Source organism: Micromonospora hortensis (assembly GCF_022230935.1).
GTDB lineage: Bacteria > Actinomycetota > Actinomycetes > Mycobacteriales > Micromonosporaceae > Micromonospora > Micromonospora hortensis.
Genome location: NZ_JAKKFE010000026.1, coordinates 391,522 through 414,867 on the forward strand (window position 1 = coordinate 391,522; position 23,346 = coordinate 414,867).

Annotated in this window: 25 protein-coding genes; 8 read left to right on the forward strand and 17 right to left on the reverse strand. The window is 73.1% G+C overall.

Annotation, left to right across the window (positions count from 1 at the left end):
* Positions 1 to 5: 5 nt before the first annotated feature.
* The 5 genes from NIE111_RS20280 (at position 6) to NIE111_RS20300 (ending at position 7,767) form a co-directional block, all read left to right on the forward strand.
* Complete coding sequence (locus NIE111_RS20280) at positions 6 to 1,142, forward strand: hypothetical protein (protein ID WP_238685868.1); 1,137 nt, start codon at positions 6 to 8, stop codon at positions 1,140 to 1,142.
* Positions 1,135 to 3,810 carry an FtsK/SpoIIIE domain-containing protein gene (locus NIE111_RS20285; RefSeq protein WP_238685869.1) on the forward strand — a complete coding sequence of 892 codons (2,676 nt, stop codon included), beginning with the start codon at positions 1,135 to 1,137 and terminating at the stop codon, positions 3,808 to 3,810. Before NIE111_RS20280 ends, NIE111_RS20285 begins: the two co-directional genes overlap by 8 nt.
* Positions 3,807 to 4,469, forward strand: a complete 663-nt coding sequence (locus tag NIE111_RS20290) for a hypothetical protein (protein ID WP_238685870.1) — start codon at positions 3,807 to 3,809, stop codon at positions 4,467 to 4,469. The genes NIE111_RS20285 and NIE111_RS20290 overlap by 4 nt, the downstream gene beginning before the upstream one ends.
* 88 nt (positions 4,470 to 4,557) lie before the next feature.
* Positions 4,558 to 7,212: a CHAT domain-containing protein gene (locus NIE111_RS20295; protein ID WP_238685871.1), complete on the forward strand. Its 2,655-nt coding sequence runs from the start codon at positions 4,558 to 4,560 to the stop codon at positions 7,210 to 7,212.
* A 39-nt stretch (positions 7,213 to 7,251) separates the two neighbouring features.
* Complete coding sequence (locus NIE111_RS20300; protein ID WP_238685872.1) at positions 7,252 to 7,767, forward strand: trypco2 family protein; 516 nt, start codon at positions 7,252 to 7,254, stop codon at positions 7,765 to 7,767.
* 1 nt (position 7,768) lies between these two features.
* On the opposite strand, the gene NIE111_RS20305 is transcribed toward NIE111_RS20300, so the two are convergent.
* Together NIE111_RS20305 and NIE111_RS20310 are read right to left on the reverse strand one after the other, a co-directional pair.
* Positions 7,769 to 9,046, reverse strand: a complete 1,278-nt coding sequence (locus NIE111_RS20305) for a cupin domain-containing protein (protein ID WP_238685873.1) — start codon at positions 9,044 to 9,046, stop codon at positions 7,769 to 7,771.
* Between the two features lie 9 nt (positions 9,047 to 9,055).
* On the reverse strand, positions 9,056 to 9,361 hold the full coding sequence (locus NIE111_RS20310; protein ID WP_091408405.1) for a hypothetical protein: 306 nt from the start codon (positions 9,359 to 9,361) through the stop codon (positions 9,056 to 9,058).
* A gap of 157 nt (positions 9,362 to 9,518) precedes the next feature.
* Here NIE111_RS20310 and NIE111_RS20315 point away from each other — a divergent pair, with 157 nt between their 5' ends.
* On the forward strand, positions 9,519 to 10,289 hold the full coding sequence (locus NIE111_RS20315) for a DUF72 domain-containing protein (protein ID WP_238685874.1): 771 nt from the start codon (positions 9,519 to 9,521) through the stop codon (positions 10,287 to 10,289).
* Positions 10,290 to 10,331: 42 nt separating this feature from the next.
* On the opposite strand, the gene NIE111_RS20320 is transcribed toward NIE111_RS20315, so the two are convergent.
* From NIE111_RS20320 to NIE111_RS20365, 10 genes are all read right to left on the reverse strand, one after another.
* Positions 10,332 to 10,760, reverse strand: coding sequence for a DUF2267 domain-containing protein (locus tag NIE111_RS20320; RefSeq protein ID WP_124775985.1), 429 nt, complete (start codon positions 10,758 to 10,760; stop codon positions 10,332 to 10,334).
* Positions 10,753 to 10,938 carry a hypothetical protein gene (locus NIE111_RS20325; RefSeq protein WP_238685875.1) on the reverse strand — a complete coding sequence of 62 codons (186 nt, stop codon included), beginning with the start codon at positions 10,936 to 10,938 and terminating at the stop codon, positions 10,753 to 10,755. Before NIE111_RS20325 ends, NIE111_RS20320 begins: the two co-directional genes overlap by 8 nt.
* 111 nt (positions 10,939 to 11,049) lie before the next feature.
* The gene (locus NIE111_RS20330; RefSeq protein WP_238685876.1) at positions 11,050 to 11,922 is read right to left on the reverse strand and encodes a DUF72 domain-containing protein; all 873 of its coding nucleotides are present in this window, start codon (positions 11,920 to 11,922) and stop codon (positions 11,050 to 11,052) included.
* Between the two features lie 48 nt (positions 11,923 to 11,970).
* Positions 11,971 to 12,369 (reverse strand): TraR/DksA family transcriptional regulator, encoded by a 399-nt coding sequence (locus NIE111_RS20335; RefSeq protein WP_091408390.1) that lies wholly within the window; start codon positions 12,367 to 12,369, stop codon positions 11,971 to 11,973.
* 164 nt (positions 12,370 to 12,533) lie between these two features.
* A complete protein-coding gene (locus tag NIE111_RS20340; RefSeq protein ID WP_238685877.1) occupies positions 12,534 to 13,187 on the reverse strand; it encodes a nucleoside/nucleotide kinase family protein in 654 nt (217 codons plus the stop codon).
* A 41-nt stretch (positions 13,188 to 13,228) separates the two neighbouring features.
* Complete coding sequence (locus tag NIE111_RS20345) at positions 13,229 to 13,834, reverse strand: winged helix-turn-helix domain-containing protein (RefSeq protein ID WP_238685878.1); 606 nt, start codon at positions 13,832 to 13,834, stop codon at positions 13,229 to 13,231.
* Between the two features lie 247 nt (positions 13,835 to 14,081).
* Positions 14,082 to 14,627, reverse strand: a complete 546-nt coding sequence (locus tag NIE111_RS20350) for a winged helix-turn-helix domain-containing protein (RefSeq protein ID WP_238685879.1) — start codon at positions 14,625 to 14,627, stop codon at positions 14,082 to 14,084.
* 50 nt (positions 14,628 to 14,677) lie between these two features.
* Positions 14,678 to 15,166 carry a rhodanese-like domain-containing protein gene (locus NIE111_RS20355; protein WP_238685880.1) on the reverse strand — a complete coding sequence of 163 codons (489 nt, stop codon included), beginning with the start codon at positions 15,164 to 15,166 and terminating at the stop codon, positions 14,678 to 14,680.
* A 42-nt stretch (positions 15,167 to 15,208) separates the two neighbouring features.
* A complete protein-coding gene (locus tag NIE111_RS20360) occupies positions 15,209 to 15,664 on the reverse strand; it encodes a cysteine dioxygenase (protein WP_238685881.1) in 456 nt (151 codons plus the stop codon).
* Between the two features lie 113 nt (positions 15,665 to 15,777).
* Positions 15,778 to 16,155 (reverse strand): signal peptidase I, encoded by a 378-nt coding sequence (locus tag NIE111_RS20365; protein ID WP_030490949.1) that lies wholly within the window; start codon positions 16,153 to 16,155, stop codon positions 15,778 to 15,780.
* Between the two features lie 183 nt (positions 16,156 to 16,338).
* Here NIE111_RS20365 and NIE111_RS20370 point away from each other — a divergent pair, with 183 nt between their 5' ends.
* Positions 16,339 to 16,731, forward strand: coding sequence for an ankyrin repeat domain-containing protein (locus NIE111_RS20370; protein WP_238685882.1), 393 nt, complete (start codon positions 16,339 to 16,341; stop codon positions 16,729 to 16,731).
* 31 nt (positions 16,732 to 16,762) lie between these two features.
* Positions 16,763 to 17,713 (forward strand): DUF3500 domain-containing protein, encoded by a 951-nt coding sequence (locus NIE111_RS20375; protein WP_238685883.1) that lies wholly within the window; start codon positions 16,763 to 16,765, stop codon positions 17,711 to 17,713.
* Between the two features lie 163 nt (positions 17,714 to 17,876).
* Here the strand turns inward: NIE111_RS20375 and NIE111_RS20380 are convergent, their stop codons facing one another.
* The 5 genes from NIE111_RS20380 to secA2 form a co-directional block, all read right to left on the reverse strand.
* Positions 17,877 to 18,635, reverse strand: coding sequence for a class I SAM-dependent methyltransferase (locus NIE111_RS20380; protein ID WP_238685884.1), 759 nt, complete (start codon positions 18,633 to 18,635; stop codon positions 17,877 to 17,879).
* 76 nt (positions 18,636 to 18,711) lie between these two features.
* Positions 18,712 to 18,906: a helix-hairpin-helix domain-containing protein gene (locus NIE111_RS20385; protein ID WP_238685885.1), complete on the reverse strand. Its 195-nt coding sequence runs from the start codon at positions 18,904 to 18,906 to the stop codon at positions 18,712 to 18,714.
* Between the two features lie 243 nt (positions 18,907 to 19,149).
* Entirely contained in the window at positions 19,150 to 19,635 is a 486-nt protein-coding gene (locus NIE111_RS20390; RefSeq protein ID WP_238685886.1) for a DUF2231 domain-containing protein, read from the reverse strand.
* 466 nt (positions 19,636 to 20,101) lie between these two features.
* On the reverse strand, positions 20,102 to 20,842 hold the full coding sequence (locus NIE111_RS20395; protein WP_238685887.1) for a GAF and ANTAR domain-containing protein: 741 nt from the start codon (positions 20,840 to 20,842) through the stop codon (positions 20,102 to 20,104).
* Between the two features lie 181 nt (positions 20,843 to 21,023).
* On the reverse strand, positions 21,024 to 23,315 hold the full coding sequence (gene secA2 / locus NIE111_RS20400) for an accessory Sec system translocase SecA2 (protein WP_238685888.1): 2,292 nt from the start codon (positions 23,313 to 23,315) through the stop codon (positions 21,024 to 21,026).
* Between the last annotated feature and the right edge of the window lie 31 nt (positions 23,316 to 23,346).

Consider the following 23,346-nt stretch of genomic DNA (forward strand, 5'->3'; position numbering starts at 1 on the left):
CCGCCATGTCCATCATCGAGGATGTCGGCGGGCAGGTCCGTGCCGCCACCGAGGAGTTCCCGGTGGCGCTGCTCGGGCAGGCGCTGGAGAAGTTCGGCCTGGCCGCGGAGCGGCTGCGCTGGGTACGACAGGAGTCGGCCAACCCCATGGGGGTGCCCGAGCTGTCCGCCGCCACCGAGCACGCCGAGAGCGCCGGCTACGCGCTGCGGGTGGCACAGGAGCAGTTGTCGGCCTACCTGACGGCGATCGGCCTCGGCGCGGACGGCGGCCCGGCGCCCCGCCCTGAGCAACGCGCACCCCGACACGACACGCCACCGGCATCCGGGCCCGCCGAGGTCGCGCCGGAGCCGGCCGAGCAGGTGCGAATGCGCCGCTGGTGGTCGGTGCGGGTGGCCGAGCTGACCGGCGGGCGCGAGGGTGCCGACGACGAACCCGACGAGCGGGTGGACGACTCCCAGGAACTGCTGCGCCGAGTGGTGGGTGGTGTCCGCTCCGGCGACCGGGACCGGCTCCGCAAGGAGCTGCGCCGGGCCCCGGCCGACGTCGGGCTGGGCATGGCGGCGCTGGCGCCGCCGCTGCTGCGCGAACTGGCCGGCGAGCTGCTCGGGCACCCGCCGCGCGCCACCGACCTCGGGCGGCTGCGCGGCGAGTTGGACGGACGCGTCCGCGACCTGCTGCCCGGGTTGCCGCCGCCGGTACTGGAGACGCTGCTGACCCGGGTGTGCCGGATGCCGCCGCCACGCGCCTCCGGGGAACCACCGCACGCCGCCGACTCCGCGGTGACCGCCGGGGTGGCGACCGGGCTGCTGCTCGCCCGCCTCGGCCGGGACCTGCCGGCCGGCGGCGCGGGAGAACCAGCGGGAGCGAGAGAACCGGCGGGCTCGGGGCAGCGTGGCGACGCGGGAAAGCCAGCGCGGGCCGGGCAACCGGCGGGCGCTCAGCAACCGGGCGGGGCCGGGCGGCCGAGCACGGCTCCCCGCGCAGGCGGTGTGGCACAGCGGCCGGGCACCGCCACCACGCAGCGCTCCGGTGGCCTGCCGCCGCCGCGCTCGGATGGGCTGCCGCCGCGCCCCGGTGGGCTGCCACCGCGCTCGGGCAGCCCCTGGCGGGACGCGCCGACGCGTCGGGGCTCCGATGGCTGACCGGCGCGGTCAACTGGCCAGCCGTGTCCGGGACACCCTCGCCGAGGCGTTGGGCGCCACCCGTACCCGGCTGTCCGCCGCCCAGGCCGACCTGACCGCCGGGCGGGAAAGACTGGCCCGGGTCCAGCGGGCCGCGGCCGCCGTGCCGGAGCGGGTGGGCGCCCAACGGGACCGCCGCATCGCCGAGATCGACGCCCGCTACTCCACCCGGATCGCCGAGCTGGCCCGGAGGGCCGCCGACGCGGCCCGGCAGGAGGCGCCCGGCTGCGCGGGGGCCGACTGGGCCGGGTGGGCGCCGACGCCCGCCCGCCGGGCCGAGCCGCCCGGCGCGCTGCGGGTCGGCACGGTCGGGATCGACGGCGTGGACCCGGTGCCCGCGCTGGTGCCGCTGCTCGACGCCGGGCACGTCCACCTCTCCGGGGACGACCGCGCCGGCTGCGACGCGGTGGTCTCCGCGTTGCTGCTGCGGGCCGTCGGCCGCGCCAACCCCGGGGCGGTACGACTCATCGGGTACGACCCGGACCAACTCGGCGGCGGACTGGCCGGGTTCGCCCCGTTGGGCACTGCCGGGCTGCTCACCTTCGTCGGCCCGGGCGGACTGGGCCCACTGCTGGACGACCTGGTGGAGCAGATCCGCCGTATCAACGAGACGGTCCTCGCCGGCGAGTACGCGTCACTGCGCGAACTGGCGGCGGCGACCGGCCGACGACCCGAGCCGTGGCGGGTGGCGGTGCTGCTCGGCGGGGAGGAGCTGAACCGGCACGAGCGCGGGCAACTGGACCGGGTGGTGCGGGCCGGCGCCGCCTGCGGCGTACACCTTGTGGTGCACGGTGTGCCGTTGCCGGAGGATCCGACGGTGACCCGGGTGGTGGCCGGGGTGTCCGGCGCGCGGATCGGCGGTTCGGCCGGGCTGCCGGTCCGACTGGACCCACAGCCACCGGCGGCGCTGGTCACCGAAACCTGCCGGGACGTCGCCGCCCGGGTGAACGCGGGCCCGCCGCCGACCCCCTTCACCGACCTGCTGCCCCCGCCCGAGTTGATGTGGCGGGAGGACTCCGCCGACGGGCTGACCGCGCCGATCGGCGAGGGCCCACAGGGCCGGCCGGTGCGGTTGACGCTCGGCGACTACCCACCGCACGCGCTGATCGGCGGGCCGTCCGGCACCGGCAAGACCAATCTGATCTTCGCGTGGATCGGCGCCCTCGCCGCCCGCTACTCCCCCGCCGAGCTGGAGTTCTACCTGCTGGACTTCAAGGAGGGGGTCTCCTTCGCGCGGTTCGCGCAGGGCCGGCGTGACCCGAGTTGGCTGCCGCACATGCGGCTGGTCGGCATCAACGTCAACACCGACCGGGAGTTCGGGCTGGCGCTGCTGCGCTTCCTCACCGACGAGTTGCGCCGACGCGCCGACGCGGCCAAGAAACACGAGGTGACCAAGCTGGCCGAGCTGCGGGCGGTCGACCCGACCGGGCACTGGCCACGCATCGTCGCCGTGGTGGACGAGTTCCAGATGTTGCTGGCCGGCCGGGACGTGGTAGCCCGCGAGGCGGCCGACCTGCTGGAGGACCTGGCCCGCCGCGGCCGGTCCCAGGGCATCCACCTGGTCCTGGCCTCGCAGGACGTGCGGGGCATCGAGGCGCTGTGGGGCCGCCCCGCGCTCGTCGCCCAGTTCACCCTCCGCATCGCGTTGCCCAAGGCGCTGCGCATCCTCGCCGAGCGCAACGACGCGGCGCAGTCGCTGCCGCGCTGGCACGCGGTGGTCAACGCCGAGTCGGGAATGGTCGAGGGCAACGAGGTGGCCCGCATCCCGTCGGCCAGCGACTGGGAGACCTGGAGCGGGTTGCAGCACCGGCTGTGGCGGATGCGAGCCCCCGACGCGGCACCGGCCCGGCTCTTCGACGGTGACGCGATCCCCCGACTGGCGGACGCCCCGGACTACCGGGCGCTCGCCGTACCGCCGGACGGGACCGTGCCGCGCAACCCGGTGGCCCTGCTCGGCGAGATCATCGACGTGCAGTCCCGCTCGGCGTCACTGCGGCTGCCGCGCGCACCGGGCCGCAACCTCGCTGTGCTCGGCACCCGGGTCGACGAGGCGTGCGCGGTGCTCGACGCGGCGGCCCGGTCGCTGGCCCGTCAGCACCCGCCGGGCACCGCCCGGTTCTCCATCGCCTGCCTCGACCCGGACGCCGACCCGATCGCCCGCGCCCTCTACGACGACCTGGCCGACGACGCCGCCTGGTACGACGAGGAAACGGTCGGCGAGCTGATGGCCGAGACGGCCGACGGGCTCGGCGGCCCGGGAAGCCCGCACTACCTGCTGCTGTTCGCTGTCGACGCGGCAGCGGGTGCGCTGGCCGCCCGCGCGGGTCGGCGTACCGGGCTGGAGCAGCTGCGCCGGATCATGCACGACGGGCCGGAACGACGCACGCACGTGCTGGCCTGGTGGCGGGGTGTGGCCCGGATGCGCGCCGATCTCGGTGGGCCGGCCGCCCGTACCGACCAGATCGGCGCCTGGGTGGCCCTGGACGCGCACGGCGGCGAGCTGGGCTCGTCGCTCTACCCGGGCACCGGCGGCCCGGACTGGTATCCCCGCCCCTGGCGGGGGCTCTTCTTCGACCGGGCGGTGCACCGCACCGGACAGGTGATCATCCCTTATGGACCGACGCGATGAACGAACCGGTGGCCAGTGAGACGTACGCGGCGCAGTTGCGGCGACTGGCCGAGCTGACGGCGCGGGTGGGTGAGCAGCGGGCCGAGGCGCACACCTGGCACGAGCGGCAGTGCGCCGCCGCCGAGCGGGCCGTCGCCGACGCGGTCGAGCAGCTCCAGAGCGCCGAGGAGGAGCTCGTCGCCGCCCGGGAGCAGCAGGAACGGGTCGACGCCGAGGTGGCGCACCTGTGGCAGCAGGTCCGCTCGCGCCTCGGTGCCCGCCGCCTCGGCGGCCCGCCCGCACCGGCGAACGGGGTGGGCGCCACCGACGCTGTGCCGCTGCTCGCCAAGGCCCGTGACCTGCTCGACCGGGCCGGGCAACCGGGCGAGCTGCCGGGCTCGGTAAATCCCCTGCTGGCGCTCTGCGGTGTGGGCGGCGCGGTGCTCGCGTACGCGCTGGGGGTCGGGGCGCGGGCGTTGGGCGTCGGGTATGGCGGCGACCTGGCGGTCGGACTGCCGGTGCTGGCGCTGGTGGTGACCCTGTTCGGGCCGTTGGTCGGGCTGGCGCCGGCGCGGGTGCTGGCCGACCGCCGGCACGCGGTGCTCGGCCCCCGACCGATCACCGTGGTGCTCGGGGCGGGCCTGCTGACCACCGCGTTGCTGCTGGCAATCGGCCGCTGAGCCGGTCGGAGCGTCCACAGAGGGTTGTCGAGAAGCCGACCGTCGGCGCGGCGAAAATCAGGGCGCGATCTTCGATACGGTACGTCAAATGGTCAGCTTCTTCATGAGTTACCGCTCCGACGACGATCACCCCGTCGCGCGCCTGCTCGATGACGTGCTGACCACTCGATTCGGCAGCGACAGTGTCGTTCGCGACGATCCCCGCGTGATCCTGCCCTTCGCCGAGCTTGGGCGCCGCCTGTCTGCCTCGGCGGCGCTCATCGTCGTGATCGAAACTCCCTCGCGCGGCGAGTCGGCAGGCCGCGTGGACCGCCTACCGGGCTTCAGCCGCCGGACGATCGCCGCCGCCTTCAGACAGCAGGTTCCGGTCATTCCGGTGCTTGTGGACGACGCCGAACTGCCATCCGCGGGGCCCCTGCCCGAAGCGCGCAGACCGCTCGGCCAGCAGCACTACCGGCGGATCCATACGAGCAGCGTCCAAGCGGACATCGACCACCTGGTCGACGACCTCGCGACGGCCTTCGGTCGGGAGGCCGCACCGGCCGGGCCCGCGATCCCGCTGATCCTCAGCGTAGAGCCGGTGCGAGGGCTCATGCCGCCCCCCAGCCACGGGCCCTCGGCGGCGATCGTCTACTCGACCCGCACGGGTGATCTGGAGGCCGCCGACAGTGACCGGCTGAGGTGGTGGCACCCCGGGTTCGTGGCCCACTACTCGACGCGCTACGAGGTGGACACCAGTGACCACTCCATCGTCGTCAACCTCCGGCTCCCGGCCGGGACCGCCGCGTACCACTTCGAGGCGTCGATCACCGTCGGCCTCCGGGTGACCGACCCGGCGCTGATCGTCCGACACGCGATCACGGACGCCGGGGTCCTGGTCCGCGAGTTCCTGCTGGACACCTGCCGGCCGATCAGTGCGCAGTACGCCATCGACGAGATTTTCGCGGCCCAGACCGCCCTGGACCGACGGCTCACCGACGACGCCTCGGCGCTCGGCGGCATCACCCTCCACCTGAGCAGCACCCGGCTGTCCCTCGACGATCGCACCAGTCGCTATGTGCGCGAGCGCACGTCGAAGCGGCAAACAGACGCCATGCGCGAACGCGCCGAGCACCCCTTGGAGCGATGGGAGGCGCGGAGGCTGAGCCTCTGGGCGAATGTCCAGGCGGACCGTGCGGTGAACGTCGAAATCGGGGCGACACCGACGTTCACCGGACCACCGACCTTGCCCCACACGGCGGGCAGCGGCGCGCCCTGGCAGAGCGTGGGATCGGAGCCAGGGGCGAGACCTCCCTCCTCGGAGACCATTCCGAAAGCAGAGCGGCTGTTGGTGGCACGCGCACCCACGCAGGTCCCGGCGGGGCAGGATCTGAGCGTCGAGGTCCGGCTCGTCACCGAGGGACGATCGGTTCCCGCAGACGCCGTGGCGGCACGGATGCGGAGTTTCCTCGTCGCAGAGGCCGGCACACCGGTGACCGTGACCGTCCACGCGCCCGCCGGCCTGCACGCCGAGGGCCCACTCCAGCAGACCGTGCTGGTCACGCCGGACGACGATCCGGACCCGATCCGGTTCGGTTTCGGGGCGCGTACCCCAGGGTTGCATCGCGTCGACGTGACCGCCTGGGCCGGCGGCACGTTCCTCACCGAGGTTTCGGTCGAGGTCTCGGTCGCCGACGGTGGGCCGTTCCGCGACGGACAACCGAAGGTCGCGCCGCTGGGTGCCCCGCGGGCACGGCCGGGCGAGGTCACCATGGAGGTCCGGTTCGACGGCAGCCGGTACACGTTCCAGTTGCGGTCCGACGCGGCGCTGTTCGCCCCGGTCGTCGAGTCGGTCACGAACACGCCCAACGCCGCGGTGGAGAACGCCATCCGAGAGATGCAGCAGTTGGCCGGCGGTGGTTCCCGCTACACCGCGGCGATGACCCGCGAGGTCATCCGGTCGGCGGGGATCCAGCTGTGGTCGGAGTTGGTGCCGGCCGACGTGCAGGACCAGTTCTGGCAGGTCGGCGGCGACATGAGCGCCTTCACGATCGCCACCGACCACGACGTGGTCCCGTGGGAACTGCTCTATCCGCTCAGCGCCCAACGCGATGCCGGTTTCCTGGTCGAGCAGGTCCCCGTGGTCCGTCGCACCTACGGTCAACACCGGAACGCGAAGGTCGGCCTGCGCAACCCGCGTTTCGTCGTGCCGGCGAAGGCCCCCACCGGCGCGCACGAGGAGATCACCGCCATCCGCGCGATCCTCGGCGCGGCCCACAGCGAGCCCATCACCAGGGCCGACGAACTCCTCACCCTGATCAATTCGGGGGCGCTGGGAGCGACCCACTTCGCCTGCCACAACACCTTCTCGGCGGACGGCTCATACATCGACATGGACGGCGGCCGGTTCAAGCCGACCCTGCTCGCCGAGGCCAGCATTCGCAAACTGCTGGCGGAGACCGGTCCCCTCGTGTTCATCAACGCGTGCCGGAGCGCGGGCGTGGCCCCGACGTACACCAAGATGCTCGGCTGGGCGCAGCAGTTCATGTCGTCCGGAGCGGGCGCTTTCGTCGGCACGCTCTGGGCGGTGCGCTCGGACAGCTCGGCGCGCTTCGCGACAGCGTTCTACCGCTCCCTCGCCGACGGCGCCACGCTCGGGGCGGCCGCCCTCGCCGCACGGATCGAGCAGCAGGACGACCCGCTCGACCCGACCTGGCTGGCCTACACCGTGTACGGCGACCCGTTTGCCACCGCCGCCGTCTGAGCGGCCGGCAAGTCAACTCGTGCAGAAGGGTGTTGCGGCATGGACGTGACCGACTACAGCGTGCCCGTCGCGGAACTGGTGTCGGCGGTGAAGTACGCGGTGGAGCAAGCCGGCATCTCCACGACCGACGAGGGCCGGGATCTTCGGGTCGCCTCCGTTCAGCTGATCCTGAGCGCGGTCGTCACCACGAAGGCCGGCGGTGGCGTGGACTTCCGGGTCCCGGTGATCGGCTGGAAGGTGAAGGTGGGTGGCAGCCGCTCCCACCAGAAGACCCACACGATCGACATCACGCTCGTCGCGGAGGATCTCCAGGATCGGCACGAGCTGCGGCACAGCGCGGTCGCGGCGACCCTGGTGGACGCGATCACCACGATCCGCGCGGTGGTCGCCGCCGGCAGCGGCGGTGACGACCCGCTGGTGCTGAAGGCCGGCGCTGTGGAACTCGTCTTCGGGGTCACCGAGCAGGGCACGATCTCGGTCGGCGCCGAGGGCGAGCTGACCGACGAGATCACGAACACGCTCAGGATCGAGCTGGTCGCGGCCACCGCCGGGTAGCTCAGGCCGGAACCAGGACAGCCTCGCGGAGCAGTCGGCGGGCCAGGGTGACCCGGTCGGCGTCGTCGGGCAGGCCGGGCAGGTCACCGACCCGGGTGACAGTGCCGGTGAGCACTGCGCGGGCGGCCGGCTCGCAGGTCGCCGGAAGGGTGATGGTGCGGTCGAAGAGCCGCAGCGCCACCGTGTCCGAGTCGTGCGGCACCAACTGCCAGCGCAGGCCGGGACGCAGGGCGACCCGGGTGTCGGCGTCCAGGGTGGCCAGCGCGTCGGCCTGGGCGAGCGGTCGGATCGGCGCCGGGCGGGCGGCCGGCCAGGCCCGTTGCCGCAGTCGCGCGGCGACGGCGGCCGGGTCGGCGCGCAGCAGCCAGTCCCGCAACGCCTCCACGGTCTCGGTCAGCTCCGGCTCGATGGCGTCCGGGTCGGCGACGTCGGTGCCGAACGGCAGGCTGGCCCGCAGCCGCTGGTCCTCGGCGGCCAGCGTCAACAACTCCTCGACCAGGGCGTAACGGGTGAGCGCGCGGATGCCCACTGTCAGGTGCAACGAGCTGGCGTCCTGCGCCTGCGCGCTGTGCAGCCACCCCCGGGGCAGGTAGAGGGCGTCACCGGGGGCGAGCACCACGTCCAGCGCGGCCGGGCCCTGCGCGGTGGCACCGACCTCGTCGGCGCGCCCACCCCACTGCTGCTTCTCCAGCGGGTCGGGCAGCACCGGCTGGTGGATCCGCCAGTGCTTGCGGCCGTCGACCTGGAGCACGAACACGTCGTGGGTGTCGTAGTGGGTGGCGAAGCCCTGGCTGCCGGCCGGGGTCAGGTAGGCGTTGATCTGTAACGGCTGGTTGAGCGCGAGGCCCAGGTCGCGGGCGAAGTCGACGAGCGGCGGCCAGATCCGGTGCAGCCCCTGCAACACCAGGGTCGCCCCGGACGCGTACTGCTCCAGGACCCGCTCGTCGAGCACCTGGTCGCCGATCTCGGCTCCCGCGCCGCCGCCGCCGGTCCAGCGCGACGCCGCGACCAACTGGCCGTCCTTGGCGACGCGCAGGAACGGGGTACGCAGGCCGCGCCGGCTCAGCAACTCGTCGGCGTCGGCGGGGCTGAGCAGGTCGGTGAAGCCGGCCGGGTCGGGTAGTTCGGCGGCTCGGGACAGCAGCGGGGTGTGCCCCCAGTGCGCGGCGGCGAACTTGGCCGGTTCGACCGAGACGCAGCGGGCCAGCGCCGCGGTGGCCTCGGGGGACGGAACCGCCGGGCGGCCGTGGTGGCCGCCCGGCGGGTCGAGGTAGGTCATGGCGAGCCGCTACCGGGCGCTGCCGTCAGCGCCGCCGTCCTGCTGGCCCGGGGTGGCACCACCGTCGGCGGGACCCTCCGCGCCACCATCGGCGCCACCGTCGTGCTGACCGGGGGTGGCACCGCCGTCGGCGGGACCCTCCGCGCTGCCGTCGGCGCCACCATCGTGCTGGCCCGGGGTGGCACCACCGTCGGCGGGACCCTCCGCGCCACCATCGGCGCCACCGTCGTGCTGACCGGGCGTCGCGCCGCCGTCGGCCGGGCCCTCCGCGCCGCCGCCGCCGGTGGTCTGCATGTCGTCATCGTTGAGTGCCATCGGTACTCCCTCGGGTGTGCCGCCCCGCCGTACGCCGGGGTCCGTCGTGCTGCGGGTGGTACCCCACGCGCGATCTTCTCTAACCCTCACCGTAGACGCCGAACCGGGGCGACACGGGCAGTTCGCGGGCGGCGGCGGAGAGTGCCAGGATGGGGTGGTGATCCTGGTGGGCACGTCCGGCTGGCAGTACCGGGACTGGCGCGGCCGCTTCTACCCGCAGGGGCTGCCGCAGCGGCTCTGGCTGGAGCACTTCGCGGCCGGGTTCGCCACTGTCGAGGTCAACAACGCCTTCTACCGGCTGCCCGAGCGGGACACCTTCGCCGCCTGGCGGGCACGCACCCCGGCGGATTTCTGCGTGGCGGTGAAGATGAGCCGCTACCTCACCCACATCAAGCGACTGCGTGACCCGGCGGAGCCGGTGGCCCGGTTCCTCGGCCGCGCCACCGCGCTCGGTGACCGGCTCGGCCCGGTGCTGCTGCAACTGCCACCGAACCTGCGGGCGGACGTCGAGGCGCTGGACGCGACGCTGCGACTGTTCCCGGCGCAGGTGCGGGTAGCGGTCGAGCCCCGGCATCCCTCCTGGTGGACCGACGCCACCCGGGCGGTGCTGGAGCGGCGTCGGGCCGCGCTGGTCTGGGCGGACCGGCTGGGCCGCCCGATCGCCCCGCGATGGCGCACCACCGACTTCGGCTACCTGCGGCTGCACGAGGGGCGGGCACGGCCGTGGCCGCGTTACGGTCGGGCCGCGCTGCGGTCGTGGGTCGGTCGGCTGACCGACGCCTTTGGCGCGGACGAGCCGACGTACGTCTATTTCAACAACGATCCGGGCGGCGCCGCGATCGTGGACGCCGTGGCGTTCGCCGCGCTGGCCCGGCAGGCCGGGCACCCGGTGTCGCGGGTGCCCACGACCGTCGCCGATGACGACTGAGCCCGCCCGACGTCGGTCGGGCGGGCTCGCGGTGTCGGGCTGTCACGGCATCATCGTGGCGAGGTCCTTGGGCATGGTGTCCTTCACGTCCTGCCACTCACCCTGGGTGACGTGGCGGCGCAGCGTGTCCAGCACCACCTGCGTCACCCGCTCCGGGCCACCCTCCGCGTCGTACGGGAAGCCCTGCCGCACCTCGTAGAGGAAGTCGTCGCGGTTGAGCTTGATCGGCACGTCCGACGGCACCCAGCCGTCGAAGTAGATGCCCCGCACCAGCACCGGCAACTGCTGGGCGAACTCCACGCTCTCGTCCACCGGCAGCCGGTCGCGCAGCAGGTGCAGCACCGTGCGCAGCGCCGCGTACGACTGGTTGCGCCGTTCCTTCGGCCAGCCGTAGGCGTTCTCGATGTCCTTGAGAATGAGGTTCGTCTTGTCCAGCGAGGACTCGAACGCCGAGATCATCGCGTCAGCCATCGGTCGACCCCCGTTCCGTGGTGTCCCACCGTCGGTCGTCGGCGCGGCGGGGCGGCCCCACCGGCCCACGGCGGGCCCGCACCGGGCTGCCCTGCGGGGCGCGCCGGGCGTTGTCGGCCGTGCCGACCACGTGCAGGACGGCACCACGCCGTCGATCCGTCACCACTCGAGCCGTCATCCCCGTCACCTCCGTGTCGTCTCCGGCGTCGGCCGTCGACGGACGGCCGTACCCACCGCGTCCACCATGCCCGCGCAGCGGGTGAGGCGGCCCCACCCGGATCGGGTGAGGTCAGCCGGCGTCGAGGAGACCTGCGAGGGTTTTTGCGTTGGTCTGCGCATAGTCGCGGTAGCAATTGTTCATGAGCACGTGGGTCTGCCCGGCCTCGTCAGCCAGCTCGCGCAGCTTCGGCGCCCAGTCGGCCAACTCCCGCTTGGAGTAGTGGTAGCCGAACTTCTCGTGGATGTCCTTGCTGGTCCACTTGTCGCTGTGCCCGTGGAAGCGCATGACGGCGAGGTCCGCGGTGGCGGCCAGCACCGGAGGCAGCGACGAGCGGTGGCCCTGCGGCATGTCCACGCAGACGTACGGCAGTTTGTGCTCGCGCAGGAAGGCCAGGGTCTCGTCGGCGTTGTCGCCGTCGAACCAGGAGGCGTGCCGGAACTCGTACACCGGGCGCAGCGGCGCGCAGCGCTTCGCCACCTCCAGCAGGTACTGCTTGTTGGCCCGCTTGATGGTGAACCAGGGTGGGAACTGGAACAGCAGCGCGCCCAGCTTGCCGGCCTCGACCAGCGGGTCCAGCGCCGACAGGAAGCGCGTCCACACCTCCTCGTACGACTGCGCGGGCAGGTCGTCGGGGTAGACGTTCTTCTTGTCGGTCTCCGGGCGCAGGTCCTTGTAGAGCGCGCTGACCCGGGTGGGATGCCCGGTCAGCAGGCTGAACGCCTTGATGTTGAAGGTGAAGCCGGCCGGGGTGCGCTCGGCCCACAGCCGCGCGGTCGCCTCGGCGGGCGGCGAGTAGTAGGTGGCGTCCACTTCGACCAGCGGGAACTGCTTGGCGTAGTAGGCCAGCCGCTTCTCCGGGGTGTCGGCGGTCTGCGGATACCACCCCGAGTCCAGCAGTGTGCGGTCGGTCCAGGACGCGGTGCCCACGAGGATGTCACCCATCGTGGAAGTCCATCGCGTCGCGGACCGACCGGCAACCGCTGGGGTGGCTCAGGCCGCCCGCCGCTCGCGAGTCTGCTTGCACGTCACACAGGTGGTGGCGGACGGGAAGATCTCCAGCCGCTCCACCGGGATCGCCGCCGAGCAGCCCTCGCACCAGCCGTAGGTGCCCTCCTCGAGCCGGCCGAGGGCGTGCTCGTACTGGGCGCGGCGGTCGAGGATGGTCCGTAGCAGGGACTGGGCGGTGTCCCGCTCGGCGGTCTTGGTGCCGCTGTCGGCCTGGTCGTCGCCGGCGGTGTCGCCGACCTCCACCAGCCGCAGCACCTGGCTCTGGAGCACCGCCTGGTCGTACTCCGCGGTCAGCTCGTCGTAGCGCGCCTGGAGCGACTGTCGGATCTGATCGATCTCCGTCTGGGACCGGGTCGTACCGACCGTGTCGTGGACGAGCATCGCTGCCTGCCTTTCCTGGGCCTGTGGCTCAAGGTGAACCGGGTGCCGGCGGCGCGGGGCCCCGGTCACTGTCGCGTTCGGCGCGCGGGCGGTCACCCGTGCTCTGTGAGCCGGGCGAGTACCCGCCGAATCAGCAGTGCAAACCGACAAATTCTCGGTTGTTGTCAGTCGTTCCCGCCGGGCTCCACGAGCGCCGGTCGGCGGGGGTCGTCGGCGCGTACCACGACGTCGGCGAAGCTCGCCGGGACGACCTCCTCGGCGTACCTGTCGAAGGCCGGCAGCGCCCACTGCTGGGCCGGCTCGGTGCGCCGGCGCAGCGCCGCCGGGGACACCTCCAGGTGGACGGTCACGTCGAAGGGCAGGCCACCGCCGAGCAGCAGCGAGCCGCTGACCAGGACGACACCGCCGGGGGCCAGGTCGACGTAGCGGGCGCGGCTGGCCCGGTCGGCGTCGGCGTCCCAGAGCGACGGAAGCAGCCGGCCGCTGCCGCCCGGACCGGCCGGGTCGAGCACCTCCCGGCGCAGCCCGGCCTCGTCGACCCAGGCCTCGTAGAAGGAGTCCGGGTTGGTGCGCCCCAACTCGAAGCGCAGCGACGCGGGGCGCAGGAAGTCGGTGGCGCGGACGTGCAGCACCGGGTGACCCTGGGCGCGCAGCGGGTCGACCAGCGCCGCGGCCAGGTCGTCGACGCCGGCGGCGGGGGCGCCGTCCACTGCCACCCGCAGCCGCGCGGGACCGGCGGCGGCGCGGGTCGCCGCGTCGGCCAGCCGGCCGGTCAGCTCGGTGACGAGCAGGTCGGGCGAGATGGGGCGGATGCGCACCGGACCATCCTGCCCCGCGCCGGGTACGGCGGTGCCGCCGGTCAGCCGCTGCGGTCGATGGTGACCCGCGCGTCGTCGGCCAGCCGGTAGCCCACGCCGTAGACGGTGGTGACCAGCGGGACGTCCACGCCGACCTTGCCGCGAAGCCGACGCACGTGCACGTCGACGGTACGCACGCCGGCGTGCTCGTAGCCCCAGACGGCGTTGAGCAGTTGCAGCCGGGTGAACACCCGGCGCGGGTGGGCGACCAGATGCAGCAGCAGGTCGAACTCCAGCCGGGTCAGCGGCAGCGGCTCCTCGTCACGCAGCACCGAGCGCGACGAGGCGAGGATGTGCAGGGCGGGAATGGTCGGGCTGATCGGGCGGGACGGCGACCGGTTGGCGGGCGCCTGGTCGGGGCGGCGTTCGGCCGGGACCGAGCCGATGATCACGCCTTCGCCGCGCTCGAGCATCTCGCGAGCGGCCTCCAACAGCCGGCGCGCCGCCGGGGTCAGCGACTCCTCACAGGCCAGTGGGATGGACAGCGTCACGGTGAGCACGGGCGCTGCGGTGTTCGCCGGGCGACGCTGGCCGCCGGGAGGTCGACCGGGCACCGCGGGTTGGGACGTATGCCATCCGGCGCGCGACGAGGCGGGGCTGACCGACATGGTCCTCCTTGGGCTGGTCCGGGTATCTCCCCACGGCCCGGGACGCCGCTTCATCGATGCTTCCCGGCGCCTGGGCGAGGGTCAAGAGGCGGCTACGTTGCATGAATGTGACAATTGACGAACACATCGGAGCCAAATGCTCGCTCTGCGTACGAGGCCTGATGATTACAGCAGAGTCGTCGAGATGCCCCGTTACGGGGGTCCCCGACCGGTTCACCAGGCGGTCACATCGCCGCCGGACCAGGGCTCAGCTGCTGTGATCCACGCTGATCGGCGCCTCGTCGGCCAGCCGGTAGCCGACGCCGTAGACGGTGGTGACCACCTCCGAGCCGGCCAGCTTGGCCCGCAGCCGGCGGACGTGCACGTCCACCGTCCGGGCCACCGCGTGCTCGTAGCCCCAGACGCTGGAGAGCAGTTGCAGGCGGGTGAAGACCCGGCGGGGCCGCTCGGCCAGGAACAGCAGCAGCTCGTACTCGATGCGGGTCAGCGCGATGACCTGGTCGCCTTGGCGGACCATCCGCGAGCCGGCCAGGATGCGGACGTGGTCCGGTGCGGCGGGCGGCGCGGCGGGGCGCGGGGCCGGTCGCGGCCCCGACGCGGGGTCCTCGACGGCACGCAGTTGGCCCTCCCCCGACTCGGCCAGCTCGCCGAGCAGCTGCACCAGCCGGGCCAGCCGAGGGCTCAGCGGCCCGGGGACGAGGTCGAGGGTGATGGTCAGGGTCGGGCTGGTGCGCGGACGGGCCGGCGGGCGCACGCCGGGGTGGCGGCGCGTGGGGATGGCGACGACGGACATGGTGCCTCCTGAGTGGCGGTACGCGCGCCACGCCGGGTGTGGCGTGACGGTCAGCGGCGCGCCCAGCCGGCGTTGACCGGGGACGCGAGGGGAGAGGGGTGGTGCAGTGGGGTCGGGCCGAGGGCCGGCAGGCCCGCGATCCGCCAGGCCGCGAACCCACCGACCACATCGGTGGCCCGGTGCAGGCCGACGTCCTGCAACGCGGCGGCTGCCAACGACGAGGTGTAGCCCTCCTGGCAGAGGATCACCACCGGCAGTTCGTAGTCGACTGCCTGCGGCAGCCGGGCCGCGCAGCGTGGGTCGAAGCGCCACTCCAACACGTTGCGTTCGACGATGAGCGAGCCCGGCACCACGCCGTGCGCGGCCCGTTGCGCGGCGGGGCGGATGTCGACCAGCAGCGCTCCGGCCCGGTACGCCAGGTGCGCCCGCTCGGGGTCCAGCCGGCGCAGCCGGGCCCGCGCGGCGGCCAGGATCTCGTCGATGCCCCGGGAGCCCGGTGGCGGCACTGGGGCGGGACAGTGCTCGGCGGTTGTCTGCATTATCGGTTCCTTCCGGTGACAGGGGTTCTCGGTGTGCGCGGGCTACCAGGACCGGCCGGCCTCGGCGACCTCGGCGACCCGCAGCCGCCCGTCGAGGAGGTGATAGCGGGTCATCCGCAGCAGCGCCGGCCGGTAGACGTGCACGCTGACCGCTGGATCGACGCCTCGGTTGGTCACCCGGTGCACGTGCCGGGGGCCGAAGCGGCGGCCCGCGCCGGCCGGCAGCAGTCGGGGGCGTAGTCGACCGGCGCTGACCGTCTCCTCGGTGAGCGCGCCGTTGACCACTCGGAACGCCCCGGAGGAGCCGCCGTGGTCGTGCAGGTCGGTGCCCTGCCCGGGCAGCCAGCTCAGCGCCCACACCTCGTGCTCGTCGGTGACGGCGAGGCGGGCGTACCAACGCTCGGCGGGGTCGAAACGCAGCGCGACTGGCCAGCAAGCCGGTTCGGCCCATCCGGCGGCAACGGTGAGCAGGTCGGGCTCCGGACGGTGGTGCGTCATGGCGGTTCCTCGCGGGTCGTTCGGCGGGGTGCCCTCGTACTCTAGACGGCAAAGCCTATAGGTTTAGTAGGTAATTCCGTCTGATGGGACGCAGGGTCAGCCGCTCGGGTGAATCAGCGCAGCACCGGTGGGTCCGCGCGGTAACCCGGCAACGAGGGCCAACGCACCGTCAACACCACCGACGCCCGCTCGGCGAACCAGGAATGGTCCACCCCACGGGCCCACACCACGTAGTCGCCCGGCGCGGCCAGCCGCACCGTCCGGTCCGGCAACTCCACCCGGAAACACCCCTCGACGAGTACGAGCAGAGTGGTGCGCACCTCACCGGTCGCCCACCGCGACCGGGCCTGCCCGGGCGGATGCACGCCCCACTTCACCTCGACGTCGGTGCTGTGCCGGATCTCCCCCGGCGGCGCGAAGTGCCCGAGCAACCAACCAGCGTTGGTGGCGCCGTCGACGCCCGCGTTGCCCACGTACACCGTCTCACCCATCGGACCCTCCCCCAGCGCACCGGCCGAGCAACCTATCAGGACCGGTGTGGCTGGGGCGTGTCTCCCGGATCTCGTCGCGCCGAGACGAGGCCCCGACGGCGATCCGGCAAGGCGGCTGGACGGCGTCGTCCGGGCCCGTCGTAGGCCGGCGAAGATCCGAAAGACACGTCCTATCCTGGACCGGTGACCGAGAACCTCGACGCCGAGACGCTGGCGTTCGCGCACCGGATGTTCGACCTGGCCCGAGCCGGCGCCACCGACGAACTGGCGGCGCAGATCGACGCCGGCCTGCCGGTAAACCTCACCAACGACAAGGGCGACACACTGCTCATCCTGGCCTCGTACCACTCCCAGCCAGACACGGTGGCCGCCCTGCTCAGCCGCGGCGCCGACCACACCCGCGCCAACGACCGAGGTCAGACAGCGTTGGCGGCGGCAGTCTTCCGCAGCAGCACCGAAGCGGTCCGCGCGCTCCTCGCCGCCGGCGCGGATCCGGCACACGGCAACCCGTCGGCCGTCGAGACCGCGCGCTTCTTCGACCTGCCGGAGATGACAGAGCTGCTGCGCGTCGGCTGACACCGGCACGGCCGGCCGGTATACAGGGTCGGTGGAAGATCCTCTGCCGGAGCAGATGCGGGCCGCCGCGACCGCGCTGCTGACCGCCCTCGACCCCGCCGCCCGCGAGAGCGCCGTGCACGCGTTCGACGACGAGGCGGCCCGACGCTGGCTGGAATACCGGCCCCGACCCCGACCGGGCGTCTGCCTCGCCGAGCTCGACGTCACCGCCCGCAAGGCCGCCCACCGGCTGCTGGCCACCGCACTCAGCTCCTCGGCGTACGCACAGGCGATGGCGATCATCTCGCTGGAGGAGGTGCTGGACCGGGCCGAGGGCTGGCAGCGCGGGCGGCACAGTGCCGACTACTGGGTGGCCGTGTTCGGTGACCCGGCGCGCGACGACTGTTGGGCGTGGCGACTCGAAGGGCACCACCTGTCGGTGAACATGACAGTGGTGGACGGCCAGGTCTCCCCCGCGCCGATCTTCTTCGGCGCCAACCCGGCCGCGGTCCGCTACGCCGGCCGGCCGGTTTCCCGCCCACTCGGTGTGGAGGAGGACCTGGCCCGCGCCCTGCTCGACGCGCTGGGCCCCGCCGAGCGGGCCGCCGCGATCATCGCCGACGAGGCGCCGGCGGACATCATCAGCGCCACCCGTGGGCGGGTCGACGCGCCGTTGGAGCCCCTCGGCGTACCGGCGGAGCGGCTGGGACCGACCGGCCGCGCGCTACTCGACCAGGTGGTTGCCCTCTACCTCGACCGGCTGCCGCCCGAGCTGGCCATCCGGGAGGCGACCCGACTGGACGCCGGCCCGCTGCACTTCGCCTGGGCCGGCCCGACCCACCCCGGGCGGCGGCACTACTACCGGGTGCAGGGCGACGACCTGCTGATCGAGTACGACAACACCACCGCGGACGGCAACCACGCACACACCGTGCTGCGCCGCCCCGCCAGCGACTTCGGCGCCGACGTCCTAGCAACCCACCACCAAACCCACCACCACTAACCCCGCCCTCACCCTCACCCTCACTCCCGCCCTCACCCCCGCCCCGCCCCACCCACGCCCTCGCCCTTTCTCCGCCGATCTTGCAGTTTCGGTTGTCGAATTGCCCAGTTCAGCGGCATTTGCGAGTGCCGAAAGTGCAAGATCGACGGGTGGGGGTGGGCCGTCAGGGGCGGGTGGCCTCGATGAGGAAGCGGTGGGCGTGGGCGACGAAAGGTCCCTCTCTGGCGATGCGGTGGTGGAGGTCGCGCAGTGGTGCGCGGTAGCGGTCGACAGTGAACCCGGGCACCGTCCAGATCACCTTGCGCAGGAACCAGACCACCGCGCCGATGTCGGCGAAGGTCGCCCGCAGCGTGGCCCGACGCAGGTCGACCACCCGCAGGCCAGCGGCCTCGGCGGCGGCGACCGCGTGCTCGGGGTGCCGCTGGGTCGGAGGCGGCAGCGGCCCGAGGATCGCCTCACTCAGCTCCCGCATGGTGCCGGCCCCGATCTGCTGCGACAGGAACGTCCCGCCCGGCCGCAGCACCCGCGCCGTCTGAACCCAGTCGGTACGCACCGGATGCCGACTGACCACCAGGTCGAATGAGGCGTCACGAAACGGCAGCGGCCCGTCCGGCGCGACCGCGACCACCGACGCGCCAACCCGGCGCAGGGTTCGTCGGGCAACCTCCACGTTCGGCGGCCACGCCTCGGTCGCCGTCAGCAGCTTCGGTGGACGAGGCACCTCGGCGAGCACCTCCCCGCCGCCGGTGTCGACGTCCAGCGCCGCGTCGGCCCGCGCCATCCGGGCGGCGACCAGCCGGGCGTACCCCCACTGTGGACGCTCCTCGGTGGCCCGGCCGGCCAGCCAGCCGAAGCCCCAACCATCGACGGGCGCGGCGGCGGCCTCCGCGATCACGTCCTCTGCGTCACGCTCAGCGGTCATGGCGCTCAGCCTTGCGGCCGCTCACCCGGCCGGCAACCCATTTGCCTGCGTCCGGCCGGGGCGTCCGCGGTGGATCTCAGCCGAGGCCGAGCCCGTGCTCCTCGAGGGCCGCCTGGAGGATCCCGAGCGCCTTCGGGCCCATGCCGTGCAGCGCGGCCAGGTCCGTCCGAGGAACGCCCGCGAGCTGGCGCAGCGCGGTGTAGCCGGCGCCGTGCAGGGCCCGGGTGGCGGGCGCGCCGATCTTCGGAAGCGTGTCCAGAGAGGAGGTCATCCGGGGATGGTAAACCGACCAGTCGCACGGTTACCGGCCCCGCGCACCAGGCCCGCCGACCGGCCGACCGCCCGGCTCACGGGTCGAGCAGGCCCTACGGGCGCGTCGGGCCAGGGCAGCAGGTCGCGCAGCAGGTCGAGCAGGCCCTACAGGCGGGTCGGGCCAGGGCGGCAGGGCGGGCAGCAGGTCGAGCAGGCCCGACGGGTGGGTCGGGCCAGGGCGGCAGGTCGGGCGGCAGGTCGGTCAGGGGCGGGCGATCTCGCCGGTGGAGCCGGCCAGCGCCTCCAGGCCGCCGGTCTCGGCGCGGCTGCTGTCGAACTGACGCATCAGGCGGGCACCCAGGTGCACGCCGACCCCGCCGACGGCCAGCGCGACCAGCTCGGTGACCAGGATCGCGACCGACGCGCCGCGCTGCGGGGAGTGCGACCGGACCAGGCAGGTGAGCAGGAACATCGCGGCCATCACCGCGTTCACCAGGTTGAAGGCGACAGCGGTGCGGCGGGTACGGTCGCCCGGCACGTCCCACAGGTCGACCATGCCGGCCACGGCGGTCAGCGCGGCGGCGACGAGGGCGGCGACGCCGGTCCAGTAGCCGACCTCCCCGAGGAACGCGGGCCCCCCGATCACGTCGGTGAGGTCGAAGACGGTGGCGCTGACGAAGAGCCCGAGCGGGAACGTCACCAGCATCGGTTGGATCGGTTGCCCCTGCACCCGCAGCCGGCTCTGCATCGGTCCTCCCCCGGGTCGGCGCAGCTCACCTGACCAGAGTGCTACCCGGGGCCGGTTGAGGCGAAACGATGCCGCCCGACTCGCCGCCGGCAGGGAGAACGGGCACCACGGCCGCCTGCCAAGGCCGGACGGCCAGACCGACAACTGTAAACGTCTCCGGAAAGGTCACCCCCCGCCCCCACCCCGTTGATCATGAAGTTATTGCCGCGACTCGCCGCAGCGGAGGGCAATAACTTCATGATCAACCGTTCAGGGTGGGGGCCAGCGGGAGGGGCAGTCGATTCGGGTTTCAGGACGTCGGGGCGTCCGTCGGCCCGTGACACCCCGACTTGCTGAAAACCGAGTCGGTCACCCCGTCGACGCGACTCAACGGCCCACGGGGCCGACCCAGCCGACGGGGCCCACGCGGCCGGCGGGCCGACGGGCCGACCGGCCGACGGGGGCCACGGGAAGGACGCCGCCGGGGTCAGTTGTCGCGTTGGCGGGAGACCGTCCGGACCAGGCGCTCGGCTACCTCGCGCAGCGGGATGTCCAGCGACGAGGCGGCGGTACGCAGCACGTCGAGGGCCTCGGCTGGTGGGCATCCGCGCTGCGTCATGATCACGCCGACGGCCTGGCCCACCACCCCGTCGTGCAGGAGTGAGGCGTCCCGTTCACCGGCGAGGGTGAGCTGTCGGTTGCGGTCGCGGACGGCGGCGAGCAGCAGGCCGGCGTGTTCGGCGAGCAGCATGGCGGTCAACTGGTGTTGCGGGGTCAACAGGTCCGGCGCGGCGGCGTACAGGTTGATCGCCCCGATGACCTGGTCGTCGATGTCGACGGGTGCGGAGATCACCCCGCGTACGCCGAGGTCGCGGGCGTGCGCCGTCCAGGCCGGCCAGCGGGGCTCACCGGTCAGGTCGGCGGCGAGGATCATCTCGCGGCGGTGGATCGCGCTCAGCGCGGGCGTGTCCGGCCCGTGTCGAAGGTCGTCCAGGCCGGCCAGCCCCTCGTCGGAGGCGGCCACCCCGGCCGGCTCGCCGGCCCGCAGGGCGGTGAACCCGCACCAGCGCACCCCGGCGACGGCGTCCCGGGTGACCCGGACCAGGGCCAGCAGCGCCTCATCAAAGTCGGTCAGGGCGATCAGCCCGGCGGTCAGCTCCCGTAACAGCGCGGCTGCTTCCAGGACGCCGAGGGTGTGCACCACCGGTTCGCGCGTGTCGAGATTCACCGGTTCGCAGCCTCCGTGCCGTCTCGCGCCTGCCCGGCACGCATCGTCACCTGTGTCATCGTCTGCTCTCTCCCGACTCGACCGACCAGCCCTACTACCCTGGGAAACCTGGGTCGAAACGGCGTAAATCGGGGCCCCGGTCGCCCGCGGAGGCGCGGTCGGGGCCCCGATGGTCGATACGTCAGCGCGAGGCGCCGCTGAGCCGCCGCCCGATCGACGCGATCAGACGGTCGAGCTCGGACCCGAACGGGTTGTCGTGCACCAGGTACGTCCAGGTGGCGGTGGGCCGGACCAGGGTGCCGTCGTCGGGCTGCCAGTCCTCATCGAATTCGGTCTCGGTGAAGGTGGCGATGGTGCGGGCCTCGATCTCCGGGATCAGGTCGTTGAACGCCGGCACCGCGGCCCGGTGGAACTCGTCCAGCGGGTCGAGCCGGCCCAGCGCGCGCAGGTGCACGCCCTCGCGGACCTCCGACAGCTCGGCCAGGTGCTCGGCCCAGAGCCGGTCCAGGTGGTAGAGCGCGATCGACCGGGCGGCACGGGCGAGCAGGTCCTCGTCCATCTCGCCGGCCTTCTCGGGCTCCTTCTCCAGCAGCATCACCGCGGCCACGTCACTGGTCAGCAACCGCTCGCGGCGCGCGGCGAGCGCCTTACGCTGCTGCTCGATCACCACGCTGTAGCGCCAGGTGTTGCGGTGGATCTCGTGGTTGACGCCCTCGGCGACACGCTGGGCGTGCTCCACGGCGTAGTCGACCTGCTCGTCGGTCACCAGACCGTCGGCGTTCATCCGCGGCGAGGCCGGCACCGAGTCGGCGGCGTGCCGGACGACGAGGTCGTCCTCCAGGCTGACGAAGAAGACCGAGCCGCCCGGGTCGCCCTGCCGGCCGGCCCGACCGCGCAGCTGGTCGTCCACCCGGCGGCTGTCGTGCCGGCCGCTGCCGATCACGTAGAGCCCGCCCAGCTCGGCGACCCGCTCCTGGTCGGTCTGGTCGCTGCCGCCTAGGCGGATGTCGACGCCCCGGCCGGCCATCTGGGTGGAGACGGTCACGGCGCCGTACGCGCCGGCCTCGGCGATGATCGCGGCCTCTTCGTCGTCGTTCTTGGCGTTCAGCACGACGCAGGGCACCCCGGCGGCGTTCAGCCCGGCGGCCAACCCCTCGGACTCCTTGACGTCCAGGGTGCCGACCAGCACCGGCCGCCCCTTGGCGTGCCAACGCTGGATCTCGTCGATCAGCGCCTCGTCCTTCTCCGCCCGGGTGGCGTAGATGCGGTCCGGCTCGTCCTCGCGGATGCACGGGGTGTTCGGCGGGATCACCGCGACCTCGAGGTCGAAGAACTCCCGCAACTGGTCGCCGACCAGCACCGCGGTGGCGGTCATCCCGCAGACCTTCGGGTAGAGCGCGATGTACGCCTGCATGGCGATGGTGCCGAGCACCTCGCCCTCGGCGGTGGCGTCCAGCCCCTCCTTGGCCTCGACGGCGGCTTGGAGACCGTCCGGCCAACGGCGGCGCTGGGCCACCCGGCCGCGCATCTCGTCGACCAGCTCGACGGAGCCGTCCCGGACGATGTAATCCACGTCACGGTGCAGCAGGGCGTGCGCGTGCAGCGCCACGTTGACCGCGGAGAGCTGCGCGACGTGCTCCTCGTCGTACAGGTCGATGCCGAGCTTGGCCTCCATGGCGGCCAGGCCGGCGGAGGTGAACGCCACGCTGCGCCCGTCCTCGGCGACCGTGTAGTGCTTGTCCTTGCGCAGGCCGCGCACGAGCGCGGCGGCGGCGTGCACCGGGTCCTGCTCGCCCGGCACGGCGCCGGCCAGGACCATCGGCACCCGGGCCTCGTCGATCATGATCGAGTCGGCCTCGTCGACGATGGCGGTGGTCAGCGCGGGCTGCACCCGGTCTTCCACGTCGGTGACCAGCTGGTCGCGCAGGTAGTCGAAGCCCGCCTCGCTGACCGAGACGTAGGTGACGTCGCAGGCGTACGCGTCGCGCCGCTCCTGCGGGGTGGAGGCCTCGTTGACCCAGCCGACGGTGAGACCGAGCAGGGTGTAGACCGGCTCCATCCACTGGGCGTCGCGGCGGGCGAGGTAGTCGTTGATGGTGAGCACGTGCACCGGGCCGTTGCCGAGCCGGACGTGCCCGTACGCGGCGACAGTGGCGGTCAGTGTCTTGCCCTCACCGGTGGCCATCTCGGCGACCTTGCCGGAGAGCAGCGACATCGCGCCGAGCAGCTGCACGTCGTACGGCCGCTGGTCGAGGCCACGGCGGGCGGCCTCACGGCCGACGGCGCAGATCTCCTCGTAACCGACGGCGGCACCCGCGGCCGAGGTCAGCTCGGCGTCGTCGAGCGCGGTGAGCTCAGCCTCGCGCGCCTCGATCGCCGGGAGCAGTTTCTCCAGTGGAGCAAGATCCACGGTCGAGCCGGGGCGCTGGAGGAACCGCCGGAACTTGCTCTTGAACCGTTGCGACACACCCATGAGCGGCAACGGTACGCGATTCCGGGCGGCG